Source organism: Affinundibacterium nitidum (assembly GCF_014284155.1).
Lineage (GTDB): Bacteria > Pseudomonadota > Gammaproteobacteria > Burkholderiales > Burkholderiaceae_D > Undibacterium > Undibacterium nitidum.
Window position 1 is genome coordinate 126,328 of the sequence record NZ_JACOFZ010000008.1, and the last position, 15,133, is coordinate 141,460.

15 protein-coding genes are annotated in these 15,133 nt (G+C 44.2%); 8 read left to right on the forward strand and 7 right to left on the reverse strand.

Going from position 1 to position 15,133, the window contains the following annotated elements:
- Nucleotides 1–23: 23 nt before the first annotated feature.
- From rsmG to H8K36_RS16355, 5 genes are all read right to left on the reverse strand, one after another.
- Nucleotides 24–674 carry a 16S rRNA (guanine(527)-N(7))-methyltransferase RsmG gene (gene rsmG, locus H8K36_RS16335; RefSeq protein ID WP_186917579.1) on the reverse strand — a complete coding sequence of 217 codons (651 nt, stop codon included), beginning with the start codon at nucleotides 672–674 and terminating at the stop codon, nucleotides 24–26.
- Nucleotides 671–2,635 carry a tRNA uridine-5-carboxymethylaminomethyl(34) synthesis enzyme MnmG gene (gene mnmG, locus H8K36_RS16340; RefSeq protein WP_186917580.1) on the reverse strand — a complete coding sequence of 655 codons (1,965 nt, stop codon included), beginning with the start codon at nucleotides 2,633–2,635 and terminating at the stop codon, nucleotides 671–673. Before mnmG ends, rsmG begins: the two co-directional genes overlap by 4 nt.
- A gap of 129 nt (nucleotides 2,636–2,764) precedes the next feature.
- The gene (locus H8K36_RS16345; RefSeq protein ID WP_186917581.1) at nucleotides 2,765–3,391 is read right to left on the reverse strand and encodes a hypothetical protein; all 627 of its coding nucleotides are present in this window, start codon (nucleotides 3,389–3,391) and stop codon (nucleotides 2,765–2,767) included.
- Between the two features lie 39 nt (nucleotides 3,392–3,430).
- Nucleotides 3,431–4,192 carry a sulfite exporter TauE/SafE family protein gene (locus H8K36_RS16350; RefSeq protein WP_186917582.1) on the reverse strand — a complete coding sequence of 254 codons (762 nt, stop codon included), beginning with the start codon at nucleotides 4,190–4,192 and terminating at the stop codon, nucleotides 3,431–3,433.
- Between the two features lie 591 nt (nucleotides 4,193–4,783).
- Nucleotides 4,784–6,277 carry a CoA-acylating methylmalonate-semialdehyde dehydrogenase gene (locus H8K36_RS16355; RefSeq protein WP_186917583.1) on the reverse strand — a complete coding sequence of 498 codons (1,494 nt, stop codon included), beginning with the start codon at nucleotides 6,275–6,277 and terminating at the stop codon, nucleotides 4,784–4,786.
- Nucleotides 6,278–6,421: 144 nt separating this feature from the next.
- On the opposite strand from H8K36_RS16355, the gene H8K36_RS16360 reads away from it, so the two are divergent.
- The 5 genes from H8K36_RS16360 to H8K36_RS16380 all read left to right on the forward strand — a co-directional run bounded on the left by H8K36_RS16360 (nucleotide 6,422) and on the right by H8K36_RS16380 (nucleotide 10,262).
- Nucleotides 6,422–6,691 carry a hypothetical protein gene (locus tag H8K36_RS16360; protein ID WP_186917584.1) on the forward strand — a complete coding sequence of 90 codons (270 nt, stop codon included), beginning with the start codon at nucleotides 6,422–6,424 and terminating at the stop codon, nucleotides 6,689–6,691.
- A gap of 30 nt (nucleotides 6,692–6,721) precedes the next feature.
- Nucleotides 6,722–7,582, forward strand: a complete 861-nt coding sequence (locus H8K36_RS19645; RefSeq protein ID WP_186917585.1) for an FKBP-type peptidyl-prolyl cis-trans isomerase — start codon at nucleotides 6,722–6,724, stop codon at nucleotides 7,580–7,582.
- A 3-nt stretch (nucleotides 7,583–7,585) separates the two neighbouring features.
- Entirely contained in the window at nucleotides 7,586–8,110 is a 525-nt protein-coding gene (locus H8K36_RS16370; RefSeq protein ID WP_186917586.1) for a M48 metallopeptidase family protein, read from the forward strand.
- Nucleotides 8,111–8,189: 79 nt separating this feature from the next.
- Nucleotides 8,190–9,659, forward strand: coding sequence for a glycerol kinase GlpK (gene glpK, locus H8K36_RS16375; protein ID WP_186917587.1), 1,470 nt, complete (start codon nucleotides 8,190–8,192; stop codon nucleotides 9,657–9,659).
- 69 nt (nucleotides 9,660–9,728) lie between these two features.
- Nucleotides 9,729–10,262, forward strand: a complete 534-nt coding sequence (locus H8K36_RS16380; RefSeq protein WP_186917588.1) for an SRPBCC family protein — start codon at nucleotides 9,729–9,731, stop codon at nucleotides 10,260–10,262.
- 73 nt (nucleotides 10,263–10,335) lie between these two features.
- Here H8K36_RS16380 and putP read toward each other — a convergent pair whose 3' ends face one another.
- Entirely contained in the window at nucleotides 10,336–11,814 is a 1,479-nt protein-coding gene (gene putP, locus H8K36_RS16385) for a sodium/proline symporter PutP (protein ID WP_186917589.1), read from the reverse strand.
- Nucleotides 11,815–12,269: 455 nt separating this feature from the next.
- Between putP and H8K36_RS16390 the strand changes: the two genes are divergently transcribed.
- Complete coding sequence (locus H8K36_RS16390) at nucleotides 12,270–13,421, forward strand: DUF3419 family protein (RefSeq protein WP_186917590.1); 1,152 nt, start codon at nucleotides 12,270–12,272, stop codon at nucleotides 13,419–13,421.
- Nucleotides 13,422–13,693: 272 nt separating this feature from the next.
- On the forward strand, nucleotides 13,694–14,437 hold the full coding sequence (locus H8K36_RS16395; protein ID WP_186917591.1) for a 5'-methylthioadenosine/adenosylhomocysteine nucleosidase: 744 nt from the start codon (nucleotides 13,694–13,696) through the stop codon (nucleotides 14,435–14,437).
- A gap of 285 nt (nucleotides 14,438–14,722) precedes the next feature.
- On the opposite strand, the gene H8K36_RS16400 is transcribed toward H8K36_RS16395, so the two are convergent.
- A complete protein-coding gene (locus tag H8K36_RS16400) occupies nucleotides 14,723–14,959 on the reverse strand; it encodes a LytTR family DNA-binding domain-containing protein (RefSeq protein WP_186917603.1) in 237 nt (78 codons plus the stop codon).
- Between the two features lie 71 nt (nucleotides 14,960–15,030).
- On the opposite strand from H8K36_RS16400, the gene H8K36_RS16405 reads away from it, so the two are divergent.
- Nucleotides 15,031–15,133, forward strand: a 103-nt coding sequence (locus H8K36_RS16405) for a helix-turn-helix domain-containing protein (protein WP_186917592.1), incomplete at its 3' end; no start/stop codon positions are given.

Here is a 15,133-nt window from a genome sequence, read left to right on the forward strand (position 1 = left end):
AAAAAAATCGTTCTCTTCAAAACTCAATTCTCGCTTTTTCGTATCACGACCAAATGACGTTCCACGTGTAACCCAGGGACATGCAAAGCTTCGATGTTTTCCACTTCCCAACCATCTGGCAAACGTTCAATTTCCTGATCGGGTGACACACCCTTCATCGCCAAAAATCGCCCCCCCTCCTGCAACAGGTGGTGAGACCAATTTACAAAATTATTCAACTCTGAAAAAGCACGGGACGTAATCACGTCAAACTTCTGCTCGACTTTAAGGAGCTCGACACGACCTGTATGAACAGTGACATTCTTTAATTTCAACTCAGCCTTCACTTGAGTTAAGAATGCAGTTTTCTTATTCACGGTATCGATCATTGAAATCGACGTCGATGGAAAAACAATAGCCAAAATAATGCCGGGCAAGCCACCACCTGAACCAACATCTAACACATGTTTTGCTTGGGTGAATGCATGCACCGCTGACAGGGAATCCAATAGGTGCTGCTTGATCATGTCTTGCGGATCGCGGATAGACGTCAGATTGTAGACGGAATTCCACTTTACCAATAACGCCAAGTAGGCCAACATCTTCTCAATTTGCTCTTCCGTAATCGGCAAACCTAGGCTTGCGACACCCGCAGATAACTCCGCACCTAAAGCTACTTTATCAAAACCTTTCATTCGGCTTCACTCGTTACAGTTGTGTTTGTTTGGTTCTCAGTGCTTGGTTCAGCATTCGCAAAACCCTTAAAACCTCGTTTTTTCAAATGAACCAAGAGCAAAGATAATGCTGCCGGTGTCACACCAGAGATACGACCGCACTGCCCTAGGGTTTCTGGTCTCTGCGCGTTAAGCTTCTGTTTTACTTCGATCGACAGCCCCGTCACCTCCAAATAGTCAAACGTCTCTGGCATTTTGAGGTTCTCATAGTGCGCTTGGCGTTCAACTTCTTTTGCTTGACGACCGATATAACCAGAATATTTGACTTGAATTTCTACCTGCTCTTTGACGGCAGGATCAGTCACAGGCACACCAGTTAATGACTCACCCTCTTTGTTATTGAGGGTCATTAGATGATCGTAAGTGACTTGCGGGCGACGCAACAAATCTGCCAACGAGTATTCACGCTCAAGTGCTTTACCAACCACTCGCTCCGCTTCAGCATCTGCAACAATACGTGGATTGACCCAAGTTGACTTCAGTCTTTCCATTTCACGTGAAACAGCTTCACGCTTTTCCTCGAACATTTTCCACTGCAGATCACTGACACAACCGAGTTGACGACCGATTTCTGTCAGACGCATATCAGCATTATCTTCACGCAAACTCAGACGGAACTCCGCACGACTTGTAAACATACGATAGGGTTCTTGCACACCCTTGGTCACCAAATCATCAACCAAAACACCGAGATAAGCTTCATCGCGACGAGGCACCCATGCCTCTTTGCCTTGTGTTTGCAAGGCCGCATTCAGACCCGCCAACATACCTTGCGCTGCAGCCTCTTCGTAGCCGGTCGTTCCATTGATTTGACCAGCGAAAAATAAACCTTGAATCGCTCGCGTTTCGAGTGAGGTCTTGAGTCCGCGAGGATCAAAATAGTCATATTCAATCGCATACCCTGGACGCAAAATATACGCGTTTTCCATACCAACCATCGAACGCACCAACTCTAATTGCACGTCAAATGGCAAGGAGGTAGAGATGCCATTAGGGTAGAACTCATTGGTTGTCAGGCCTTCTGGCTCCAAGAAAATCTGGTGCGACTCCTTGCCAGAGAAGCGATGAATCTTGTCTTCAATCGATGGGCAATAGCGCGGGCCAACCCCCTCAATCACGCCCGTATACATAGGACTACGGTCGAGTCCAGCACGAATAATATCGTGAGTGCGCTCATTGGTATGGGTAATCCAACATGGCAATTGTCGTGGATGCATAGCCACATTTCCCATAACTGAGAACACCGGAATAGGATCTAGGTCACCAGGTTGCTCTGAGAGCTTGGAAAAATCAATGCTGCGCCCATCGATACGAGGTGGAGTTCCAGTCTTGAGGCGCCCTTGCGGCAACGTCAACTCCTTTAAGCGGCGAGACAAAGATATCGCTGGCGGATCACCTGCTCTACCTGCAGAATAATTATTGAGACCCACATGAATCTTCCCATCGAGGAAGGTCCCAGCAGTTAGTACTACCGCGCGAGCTCTAAATTTCAGACCAACTTGGGTGACCGCACCAACGACGCGATCCCCCTCCACCATTAAATCATCGACGGCCTGCTGAAAAATACTCAAGTTTTCTTGGTTTTCCAAGCGACTACGAATCGCCTGCTTATACAAAATTCGATCAGCTTGAGCACGTGTAGCACGGACAGCTGGCCCCTTGGACGAGTTCAGAATACGAAACTGGATACCAGCCTCATCGGTGGCGATTGCCATCGCACCGCCCATAGCATCAACCTCTTTTACCAGATGCCCCTTCCCAATCCCACCAATAGAGGGATTGCAGGACATCTGACCCAAGGTCTCAATATTGTGAGTGAGCAGCAGGGTAGACTGCCCCATACGAGCGGAAGCCAAAGCTGCTTCCGTTCCGGCATGACCACCGCCTACGACGATGACATCGAATTCTTTAGGATAAAACATGAGAGTGACTCTAGGTGGGATTGCGTGATTTCTTACAGGAGCATGATTATAGTGGTTTTTTGCGAGAACGCATGTTTAGCCCAGTGACAATCACAAATTTATTAATTTGTTTCACGTGAAACATAAGCTTTAAGCAAACAATACAGCCGCAAGCACTGCTATCAAACCTAAACCTATCAAAGCCAAATAGGCCCGAAAAATCCATTTATTTTCCGGAGGTGGGGCTGCACGCTTGCGACGCTTCTTACGCTTTTGCTTGCTAGGATCAGGATATACCTCAACCAACTTCTGCATGCGCTTCCTCTTACGACCACCAGCATCCTCATCCGCCAAGGGAATAAACAAATCGACTTCGGCGTCATCAGTTTCGGCCTTCTTTGCATTCACCGAGCGCATGGTATTACTTCTTGTATCAACGACCAAGCCCGAACCACTGTGCATAGGATCGCCAGACGAAGAGAAAAAATCTTCAGCCTCAAATCCAGCAATATCCGCCTTCAACAAATCCGTATGCGAATTAAGCGCAGGCACCTCCATCGGCTCAATCAAACCCTTCTGCAGCAGGCTCACCATTGCCATCTCAAACTCGGCAAATTCACGCTCTTCAAATTGCTGACTCAGCTGCAAGTAACTTGCCTCACCGTCTACGGACACTAATACCGTTTGTTCAGTTTTAGTGAGCGGCAGACTGCGCTCCCGAATCTCACTATCGCCCACTATAGTCCGGCGAAAAATTTTATCACTGGCCTGATCCAAAGCTTATACCACCCCAAATTTGTTTCACGTGAAACATAGCTATCGCAAAAAGGCATCGTAAGCAGTCTTTAATACCAAGGCAGAAACCACCCCTAAAAAAAGAATTCTGACGAAACCACTTCCATATTTTATGGCAGTACGGGTGCCGAGAACAGAACCAATAACGCCACAAAACGCCATCCCTAAACCCAATACCCACATCACGTTTCCACTATACCCAAACCAGAGCAAAGCTGCAAAGTTACAAGCAACATTCAAGACCTTTGCCGACGCAGAAGCATGCAGGAAGTCGTAACCGAATACACGGACAAAAATAAAAATGAAAAAACTACCTGTGCCTGGCCCAAAAAAGCCGTCATAAAATCCTATCGCAGCTCCCACACAAATGGCCAGGAACAGCTCCTTATTTCCAGAATGCAACGCCTTATGGTGGGAGCCGAGATCTTTTTTCCAAAATGTATAACAGGCGATAAGTGCTAAAACTAAAGGGAGCGCCTTCCTCAAATAAATCGGTGAGATATGCGTAACCGTCATCGCCCCGACAAAAGATAATAGAAAGGCCGCTAAGGCTGCCGGCAGGATAACACTCCACTTGATCGACACTGACCTTAAGTAATTCACGGCAGCGACCGAGGTTCCCCAAACACCCGCGAATTTACTGGTGCCGAGCAAGCTCGCGGGGTGGGCTTGGGGATACACAGAAAATAGCGCGGGCAACTGAATCAAACCACCCCCACCTACAACAGCATCAACAAAGCCAGCCAAAAACGCCGCAATACCAAGTAAGAAATAATCAGTCAATTTGTTTCCAAATCATAAAAAAAACAGCATATCAAGTATTCCCCTAAACCCCAAAGGAGAACTGTTGTTTTCACAAAGGAAAGGGATGTGCTCAATTGATAGTGACCACTTGGGAATGATCCTATTCGGCATCTGAGTACAAATTCCGATCGATATTGCAAATAGACATTTAAACACTTCTGTCGGCACAGAAAGTCCACCCAGCAAGATATGAGGCCTTACAACCGAAAAGTTACTTTAAAAACAATTCACGAAGCAAAGTAGAAACGACCGAACAAAAGAATCTCATTCATTTCATTTAGCATCATGTTCGTGTTTTGGGTATAGACACATTGACGACTCAAAACAGACCAAGGACAAGTGAGTTTAGTTACTCGACCAAAATCCTCATGCAGAAAAAACTTCGGCGGTTCTTAGCAAAACCTCCGTGCTAGACAATAATGCAGCTAACACAATCCCACAATTTTCCGTCCTGATTTCTCGTTACTAATTTGTAGGTGCCAACATCAAGTTCTAATCTGGAGAGGGTGTAGTGCAAAATAAAATGGCGAGCTCAGGCTCGCCATTTTTCTTTCAACTAATGATGTAATACTATTTCGCCACTGGCATCGTGAACTCAGCACCTTTCGCGATGCTATCCGGCCACCGTTGCATCACCGATTTATAACGCGTATAGAATCGGATACCCTCCTCACCATACGCGTGCACATCGCCAAATAAGGAACGCTTCCAGCCCCCAAAAGAATGCCAAGCCATAGGCACTGGAATTGGTACATTAATGCCGACCATGCCCACCTGTACGCGTCTCGAAAACTCGCGTGCTGTATTGCCGTCCGAGGTGAACAAGGAAACACCATTGCCAAATTCATGTCGATTAATCAGGGCCAAAGCTTCAGCAAAATTTTCAACCCTGACTACGCACAGTACCGGTCCGAAGATTTCTTCACGATGAATTTGCATGCCTTCCTTGACGTGATCAAAAAGCGAGCCTCCTAAGAAGTAACCTTGTTCAAGGCCCTCAACAGACAGTCCTCGTCCATCAACGACTAACTGTGCACCTTCCGAAACACCTGCAGCGATTAAGCTCTCTATCTTTGCTTTATGCGCTGCAGTCACCACTGGTCCCATTTCGACGTCAGCTGATGTTCCATTGCCCACCTTCAAAGCGCGTATACGGGGCACCAAGCGCTCAACGAGAGCATCTCCGGCCTCACCCACTGCCACCGCTACAGAAATCGCCATACAGCGCTCTCCCGCCGATCCATATGCCGCGCCCATTAATGCATCAACTGCTTGATCGAGATCCGCATCTGGCATTACAACTAAATGATTTTTAGCACCACCTAAAGCTTGAACCCGTTTCCCTCGACGTGTACCTTCACTATAGATATATTCGGCAATTGGCGTTGAGCCAACGAATGAAATTGCTACGACGTCGGGATGGGCCAATAAAGCATCAACTGCTAACTTATCACCTTGCACCACATTGAACACGCCATCTGGCAAACCGGCCTGCTTGAACAAATCAGCGATCATTAAGGATGCAGATGGGTCGCGCTCTGAGGGTTTGAGAATGAAGGTATTTCCAGTCGCTATCGCCATTGGAGCCATCCACATCGGCACCATAAATGGAAAATTAAACGGCGTAATTCCTGCACATACCCCAAGAGGCTGCCGCAAATTCCAGTTATCGATACCACCACCGATGTTGTCCGAAAATTGGGTTTTCAACAGCTGCGGTAAGCCGCAAGCGAACTCTACGACTTCTAAGCCACGCGTCACCTCACCCATCGCATCTGACAAAATCTTGCCATGTTCGCGCGTAATGAGCGCAGCCAGGTTTGCTTGATTTTGTTCTAACAGCTCTTTGAACTTAAATAAGATGCGCGCTCTTTTGAGCGCTGGTGTTTCAGACCACGAACTCCAAGCAGCTTTTGCTGACGCTACCACAGCATTTACCTCAGCCTCATTTGCCAACACCACTTCGGCACAGACCTCACCCAATGCTGGATTAAACACCGACTGGCGACGACCACTCTCGGAAACAAATAAAGCCCCATCTTTGTAATGCTGAATAACTTCCATACAATCCCTAGCAAAATATTGATACACCATCGCATCTCATGCAAATAACAGATACGGTGCTACACTGCCGAATAAATCAAGGCGGGAATTAAGCAGAAATTTTTCGCCCAATCACCTTTCAGCTTTCGACTATACCGATAAACTATGGCACGCTCAACCAAAGCTAGTAATGCTGTCCTTCGATTGAAGGATCGCAGCAATCAAGCACCCTATTCAATGGTATCAACAGCGAATGGCCACTTCTACTTAGTGCTCAATGAAAATCCAGACGCGCCACAAATTTTATGTGAGCCACTTGAGATTGACGCCTTTGTGCAATTTGTCAATAATGTTCACAAACAAGCGCCACGTAAAGCCAGCAAACTAGATGTCGCTTTTGAAGCCAAACTACAAGCCAGTAACAAACAAAAATAAATTTATTCATCTCCGATTTCAGGACCTCTCATGAAACTTCCATATTCCATTTTCGCCATCAGCATGATTGCTGCTTCATTAGCGTTAAGTAGTGGTGCCCTCGCACAAGACAACAAGCCGCAAAGCGAAACAAGCGCCTCTATCGCCGCCACCGCCGCACCGGTCTTAGGTAGTCTCAAAATTATCGATAACGTTGTCGGTACTGGTGACGAAGCACAAGTGGGTAAAGTCGCCGTGGTGCACTATAGCGGATGGTTGTATGACCCAAATGCAGCAGACTTACATGGCAAAGCATTCGATAGCTCAGTCAATCGTGGCCCCTTCTCTTTCCCACTCGGTGCTCGTCGCGTGATTCAAGGCTGGGATCAGGGGGTAGTCGGCATGAAGGTCGGCGGCAAACGTACTTTAATCATTCCATCACAATTGGCCTACGGCGAACGCAATGTAGGTAACGGTTTAATTCCACCAAATTCCGATTTAATTTTTGATGTTGAGCTACTCGAGGTTGTGACACCAGCGCCACGTCCAGCCGACGAACAACCGAATGTGCCTGTCGAGAAAATTGATAAAAAAGTAGGCAAAGGAAAAGAAGCCGTCGCTGGTAAAAAAGTCACAGTCCATTACACAGGTTGGTTACGTAACCCGAAAGCAAAAGACCAACATGGTAAAGAATTTGATAGCTCCAGAAAACGCGAAGCTTTCACTTTCACATTAGGTGCACGTGAAGTCATTCCAGGCTGGGATCAAGGGGTAGCAGGCATGAAAGAAGGTGGCAAACGCACTTTGATTATTCCTGCTGTGATGGCTTACGGTAAAAGCGGTGTTGGCAATGGTTTGATTCCACCGAACTCGGATCTAGTATTTGACGTTGAGCTACTCAAAGTTAAATAAATATTGAAAGCAGCACTCACCTATCTAACTGCCTATCCTGAATCTTTACAAGATCAGGTTAGGCAGTTAATCGCTGCCAATCGACTTGGCTCTCACCTGCAAAAGAAGTATCCTTCCACACACGATATCCGCAACGATAAAGCCTTGTACCAATACGTACAAGATCTCAAAAGTCTTGGCTTACGCAATGGCGATCAAATCAGCAAAGTCATCTACGACAATAAACTTCACGTGATTAAGAACGCTCTCGGTACACATAGCTATGTATCGCGGGTACAAGGAAGTAAACTCAAAACCAAAAACGAAATTCGAATCGCTAGCCTATTTAAAAATACACCTGAAGAATTCTTACGTATGATTGTGGTGCACGAACTAGCGCATCTCAAAGAAAAAGAACACAACAAGGCTTTCTATCAATTGTGCGGTCATCTCGAACCCCAGTATCATCAATACGAACTTGATTGTCGCTTGTATCTTACCTACCTTGATCTATCTAAAGAGCCACTCTGGACGCCTGTCGCATCTTGAATTTTTATCGAGATTTTCTCACCAGGTTGGCAATCTAGATTAGACTTAGTACCTCCTCCGCATAGAAATAGGAAACGCTATGACCTATTTACTCGCTTTAGATCAAGGTACCTCAAGCTCACGTAGCATACTATTTGATCGCCTTGGGAATATCGTCTGTAGTGCACAGCAAGAATTTCCACAATACTTTCCGCAGGCGTCTTGGGTTGAACATCAGGCGGAAGAAATTTGGCAAAGCCAACTTCACACCATTGAAATAGTTTTAAAGAGATCAGGAATCACGGCACATCAAATCGCCGCCTTAGGGATTACCAATCAGCGTGAAACTTGTATTGTTTGGAATAGAAAAACTGGCGAACCCATTTATCCAGCGATTGTTTGGCAAGATCGTCGGACCGCAGCTTTTTGTGAAAATCTTAGAGAGGCTGGACACAGTCGTCTGATTCAAGAGAAGACAGGGCTTGTAATCGATCCCTACTTCTCAGCGAGCAAGTTGCGCTGGATCCTCGATCATGTACCTCTGGCTCGACAACAGGCACAAGAAGGCCAGCTCGCCTTTGGCACCGTTGATAGTTGGCTTGCTTATAAACTCAGTGAAAAAAAATTACACGTGAGCGATGTCACTAATGCTTCACGTACCATGCTGTGGAATATTCATAGCAACCAATGGGATCAGGAACTACTGGCACTCTTGGATATTCCTGCTTCATTGCTGCCTGAAGTCTACCCATCAAGTCATCTATTCGGAACTTGTTCACTATTTGGACACCCTATTTCCATCGGGAGCATCGTTGGTGATCAACAAGCCGCTCTTTTCGGGCAAGCTTGCTTCTCCGCTGGTATGGCCAAGAACACCTACGGTACTGGCTGTTTTTTGCTGGCACACACGGGTGATACTTGTCAGTCCTCACAGCACGGACTCATTAGCACCTCCGCAGCACAAATCAATCACACAAAACAATTCGCATTAGAGGGAAGCGTCTTTATTGGTGGGGCGGTTGTGCAGTGGCTACGCGATCAAATGCACTTTATTGAACAATCCAATGAAATTGAAAAACTAACTGCTGAAGTCCCAGATGCGGATGGCGTCATCTTCGTCCCTGCATTCTCCGGTCTAGGTGCTCCTTATTGGGATGCCAATGCTAAGGGTGCGATCTTCGGGCTTCATCGCGGGACGACTCGAGCCCATATCGCCAGAGCAGCCGTGGAGGCCATCGCCTTTCAAACAGCAGAGCTATTATTGGCCATGCAAAATGATCAGCGGGGACAAATGAAAGAACTACGTGTAGATGGTGGTGCGAGCGCTAATAACGCGCTATTGCAGCTTCAAGCAGATCTACTTGGTATTCCTGTCATACGTCCCAAAATTACCGAAACTACAGCCCTAGGAGCCTCCTATCTTGCTGGAATTAGTGTTGGTCTTTTGAGTAACCTAGAAGAATGTAGTGCACTGTGGCAAGAAGATTGTCGTTTTAATCCAGCAATCTCCTCCGAACAAGCAAAATTAAGACTCTCTGAATGGAAAAGTGCTGTTCAACGCTTGCTCTAAAACAGCCTTGTCATCGACAATAAATGTCTCAAAAATCGAAGTATTTAATAACAACAATTTATCGGAGCAATGATGAAGATACTCAAACGAAGCCTATTACTTTTACTCGGCATTTTTCTTATTCTAACGGCCCTCGTGTTTAGTTTTCCAAATCAGTACGGTGTTTCTCGTAGCATCAATATCAAGGCCAGCCCAGATAAAATTTACGCTCTCATCGCTGCACCGAAAGAGTGGAAGAAATGGTCTGTATGGAATCAACGTGATCCCAATATGGAAATGAAATACAGCGGCCCCGAAAGCGGAGCCGGTGCAATTTGGGATTGGAAAAGTGCAAGCCAAGGTAACGGGGGTATGAAATTTTTCGCGGTCGCACCAAACCAAGCAATAACTTATGAACTGCATTTCGAAGGCATGGGAAAACCCTCAACGGGCGCCTTCACTCTTGAAAATAATAATGGTCTAACTCAAGTAACTTGGTCAATGACTGGTACAAGTGAGGGTAACTTAATGATGAAATATTTTGCCCCTTTTATGGATAAGATGGTCGGTCCTGACTTTGAAGCAGGTCTCAAAAATCTCAAAGAAGTTGCTGAAAAAGAGTAGCTCTTTGACGAACCAATATGTAATAAAAAAGGCGATCGATTGATCGCCTTTTTTGTTCGGTATAACAATTCGATTACATGATTTTTTCACGCATAGTCGCAAAGCCTGCTTTCATTTTTTCAGAGGCTGGCTCGCCAATCGAACTACCGATAAAAATTGCCGCACAAGCGAAGAAGAACCCTGGAACTAGTTCGTATAAACCAAGCCATTTAAACTCACCCCACACTAGCACAGTAAGCGCACCCACAAACATCCCTGCCAAAGCACCATTGCGGTTCATATTAGGCCAAACTAATGAGAGTAATACGACAGGACCAAATGCTGCACCAAAACCCGCCCAGGCGTTACTCACTAAGTTTAAGACACTACTCTTCGGATTTGATGCAATCGCAATTGCAATCACCGCAACCACTAATACCATCAAGCGACCAAACCATACCAATTCTTTTTGTGATGCATTTGGACGGAAAAAAGATTTATAGAAGTCTTCTGTCAATGCAGATGAACAAACCAGCAACTGACAGGACAAAGTACTCATCACTGCCGCCAAGATGGCAGATAACAAAATACCTGCAATCCAAGGATTAAACAAAATCTGTGACAAAGAAATGAATACAGTTTCTTTATTGGCTGTGACTGCAGTGGCCTGATCTGGATGCGCTGCGAAATAAGCAATGCCAAAAAAACCTACTGCCATTGCACCGCCCAAACAAAGAATCATCCATGTCATACCGATACGACGTGCACTCTTGATCGTCGCAAAATTTTCAGCTGCCATGAAACGCGCCAAAATATGTGGCTGCCCCATATAACCCAAGCCCCAGGCCAACAAAGAAATAATGCCAATAAAGGATGTACCACTAAACAGATCTGTGTACTTCGGATTGATGTTTTGAATCACATGAATCGCTTCATTAAAACCACCGACATGTACCACCACCATAATTGGCGCCAACAACAAAGCAAAAATCATCAATGATGCTTGTACGGTATCTGTCCAGCTCACAGCTAAGAAACCACCGATAAACACATAGATAATCGTCGCCGCTGCACCCGCCCACAATGACACGCCATAACTCATACCAAAGGTCTCTTGGAACAAACGTGCACCCGCTACCATCCCAGACGCGCAATAAATCGTAAAGAAGACCAAGATCACTAACGCTGAAATCACGCGCAATAAACGACTTGTATCTTCAAAACGATGCGTAAAATAATCTGGCAAGGTCAAAGCATTGTTAGTCAATTCCGTATACACACGCAAACGACCAGCGACCAAATGCCAATTGAACCAGGCACCTAGCGTCAAACCAATCGCAATCCAACTCTCTGAAATTCCTGAAAAGTACAGGGCGCCCGGTAAGCCCATTAATAACCAACCACTCATATCTGAAGCACCTGCACTCATCGCAGTGACGAACGCACCTAAACTGCGTCCGCCCAAAATGTAATCAGATAAATTATTAGTGAAGCGCCATGCGGCAAAACCAATGCCTAGCATAGCGAGGATATAAATAATGAAGGTAATACTGGTTGGGTTACTAAAGTCCATCACCGTTGTGCCTTTCGTTTGTTGATTTGGGCAATTATTTATTCAAAAAGAGGCTGTTAATTTTCCTCGATGGCAAAGTATGGCTGATGCCACTTATTACTACAAGTAAAGAAGTCCATGAGAAATCTTTAATGATAGACAGGCTAAGAGTCTTGCGGTTCCTTAAGTTTGACTAATGGAAAGGAAAATTCGAGCAATCACTGTCAGAAGTATTCGATAGACATATTTTCTTCTCTACATGCTCCCAAAAAAAAGGAGAAATTTTGAAAAAATGCTTTTCATAAACATCCTTCACGACACTCTCGTTAAAAGCAATAACTCTTAATTCAATTTAATCTAAGACAGATCATGAGATGAAAAACAACAAACTGGTCAGCGAATCTCAATGTCATAAACCAGTCACCAAGACAGCCTAAAGTCTTAGCTATCAAATTCCATATTTGTCGGGAGTAAACATGAACTTAAAGCTAAAACCAAATATGAATCAAAACGAGTTGGGTGGCGCCTTGTTTTATCCGAACTACCTACCCCAATTTAATCGCTGGATGGTAGGCCAAGAAGATTTAGTTGACACACATTCATGGGTAGATCCCGAAACCGACTTTCAAGCCTTAAAGCTACAACCTGGTCACAGCGTCGTGACAATCTGCGGCGGTGCATGCCATGCACTCGCTTATCTGACCAAACAACCAAGTGTTGTGCATGCCGTCGATACTAACCAAACACAACTCGCTCTGCTTGAAATCAAAGCTAAAGCTATTCAACATTTACCAGACCATAATGCGGTCTATCAATTTTTAGGCCCAGCAAATCATCCAGATAACCTTAAGCGCTACCAACGGCATATTAGACAACATCTATCGGAAGAAAGCAGCGCCATCTGGCAAGCACGCGACCTATTCGGACGCCCACGCTATTACCATTTTAAAAATCACCTTTATCGACAAGGAAAACGCGATCAATTTATTCATCGCTTTAAAACACTCGCTCAATTTTTAGGTATTGATCTAGTCAGCATTAGCAATAGCAGCAATTTGCACGAACAACGCTTACGTATGGACGATGCCTTAGCCAAAGCATCAGGTAAGCGCTGGTATAAGTTCATTGACCGTTTACCAATGTATCAAGAGGTCCTACGACGCTTTAAACAATATTGTCAGCAATTCGTATCGAAAGAAAATTACTTCACTTCTTTCTATCTTGGAAAACAATTCGAAACATCAACACCGCTTCCCACACATCTCCAAGAAAAAAACTACTCAATCTTAAAAAAGTCTATAAATCGTCTGCAGTTACATCATATCGATATTCAAGACTTTCTTACCACGCATGGGTCTGAAACGATCGATGCTTATCAGTTACTCGACGTTCAAGATGATTTATCTCCTGGAGAAATTACAAAACTTTGGGAAGAAATTAATCGCACTGCGAATCAAGGTGCAAAAGTCATTTTTCGTAGCAAACACAAACAACCTCCTTTCCTACCAATCTTAGAATCATCTATTTCAAAAAATTGGTACACCGATCCCGACATTAATCTGGAGCTCTATCAATCAGAAAAATCATGTTTTTATGGAAGTATTTTTTTATATCAAAAAAGAACATAAACACTTATTTCTCTGTGGATAAGTCTTTGTATATCCTGAAGAACTATTGTGGGAAACTGCAATGCTTACCCACAAGTGAAAACTTATGCAGAAACTATTCTTTTTCTGTACAAGGCTTTTCAGGCGCATTATCCTTTTCGTAAACCTCTGATTTAAAAACAATAAACCAGCTTATCCACAAAAAAGAGGCTGCGTTAACTACTATTACTATTCGTATATATAAACAATGTATACAAAACAGAGAAACCGAAAAGCTTCAAAGAAAACACACCATGCAAACAAAAAAAACGAAAAAGATTGGTCTTATCTTCGCCATGCAAGAAGAGCAAGAAGGACTAGATGAGTACATCCTAAATTCAAGAAAGTCTTACTATGGACAACGTGAATTTATCGAAGGTAACTTATGGGGTACACCTATTGTTGCCGTCCTTTCCGGTATAGGTAAAGTTGCAGCAGCGATTACCAGTACACAATTAATTGAACGGTTTGACGTATCAGAACTGATTTTGACCGGGGTTGCAGGTGGTGCAGACGTACAAATTCAACGTGGTGACGTCGTTATTGCAGACCAATTGCTACAACACGATATGAATGCTAGTCCTCTGTTTCCAAAATTTGAAATACCTATGAGGAACAAAAGCAGATTTCATGCTGAAGCAAACCTTTACGAGGTATTAGAAAAAGCTGCTCATGATTTCACTAGCTCAAGTAAAACCACTAGAGTTCATCGGGGGCTCATTGCAAGTGGCGATCAATTTATCAATGACGCCACCATACTCGCGCAATTAAAGTTGGAAATACCAGATCTACTAGCAGTTGAAATGGAAGGCGCAGCCATCGCGCAAGTCTGTCATGACTTTGGGATACCGTTTGCAGTCGTAAGAACTATTTCAGATAGCGCTAACGACAATGCACTTCACGATTTTAAAGAATTCATTGAAAAAATTGCTGCCCCTTACAGCATAGGTATATTAAAAAGCTATTTTGAATTAATAAAACGAAATAATCCGGCGTGAAAACAACAAGTAAAAAATATTTTTTGTTAATAACCCTGTGGATAAGAAGTTTGGGACTTGGGGACTTCCCTTAAACTTATTCAACAAGCTTTTTTTATCCCAATTTTATTCTATAAAAATACAGCTGCTTTCAGCCTATTTATCCTTGGCTTAAGTAATTGAAACTTCGACGTAAACAAGGCTTATCCACAAAACTATTAAAGCTTATTAACTACTACTATTCATATATATAAACTTATTCAATACAATGAAAAACAGCGTGAAAAACTTCCTTAAAAACAAAATTCACATTGTTTGAAATAAGTGGTTATGATTACGACTTACCTCTAATTTTTCTTGAAAATCACGAATGTTTAACAACTGACGACCTCGCTTATCTCGCTGTACAGAAGCAATTGCGCTCAGTCTTACTAAAATCGAACGATGTATCCTACAAAATTCATTAGGATCTAATTCTTCCTCTAATTCTTTAAGGTTTTTACCGGAATTGAGCGAAACGCCCGGCCTCTTCAGGGCGGGGATGGATAGCTAGGAAGGCGAAGCCCTCCAAAGGCGGTAGTTGCAGAAGCGAATTAACTGTATATAATCACAGTATGCAGAGACTCCAAGCCTTCAAATATGAACTAATGCCAGGCAGCGAACAACAGCGTGATATGCGCCGTTTTGCAGGATCGTGCAGGTTCGTCTATAACAAGG

Coding starts and splice junctions, on each gene's coding strand:
- rsmG (WP_186917579.1), bottom strand. CDS start 674: ATGAAAGGTTTTGATAAAGTAGCTTTAGGTGCGGAGTTATCTGCGGGT.
- mnmG (WP_186917580.1), bottom strand. CDS start 2,635: ATGTTTTATCCTAAAGAATTCGATGTCATCGTCGTAGGCGGTGGTCAT.
- H8K36_RS16355 (WP_186917583.1), bottom strand. CDS start 6,277: ATGGAAGTTATTCAGCATTACAAAGATGGGGCTTTATTTGTTTCCGAG.
- H8K36_RS16360 (WP_186917584.1), top strand. CDS start 6,422: ATGGCACGCTCAACCAAAGCTAGTAATGCTGTCCTTCGATTGAAGGAT.
- H8K36_RS19645 (WP_186917585.1), top strand. CDS start 6,722: ATGAAACTTCCATATTCCATTTTCGCCATCAGCATGATTGCTGCTTCA.
- glpK (WP_186917587.1), top strand. CDS start 8,190: ATGACCTATTTACTCGCTTTAGATCAAGGTACCTCAAGCTCACGTAGC.
- H8K36_RS16380 (WP_186917588.1), top strand. CDS start 9,729: ATGATGAAGATACTCAAACGAAGCCTATTACTTTTACTCGGCATTTTT.
- putP (WP_186917589.1), bottom strand. CDS start 11,814: ATGGACTTTAGTAACCCAACCAGTATTACCTTCATTATTTATATCCTC.
- H8K36_RS16390 (WP_186917590.1), top strand. CDS start 12,270: ATGAACTTAAAGCTAAAACCAAATATGAATCAAAACGAGTTGGGTGGC.
- H8K36_RS16395 (WP_186917591.1), top strand. CDS start 13,694: ATGCAAACAAAAAAAACGAAAAAGATTGGTCTTATCTTCGCCATGCAA.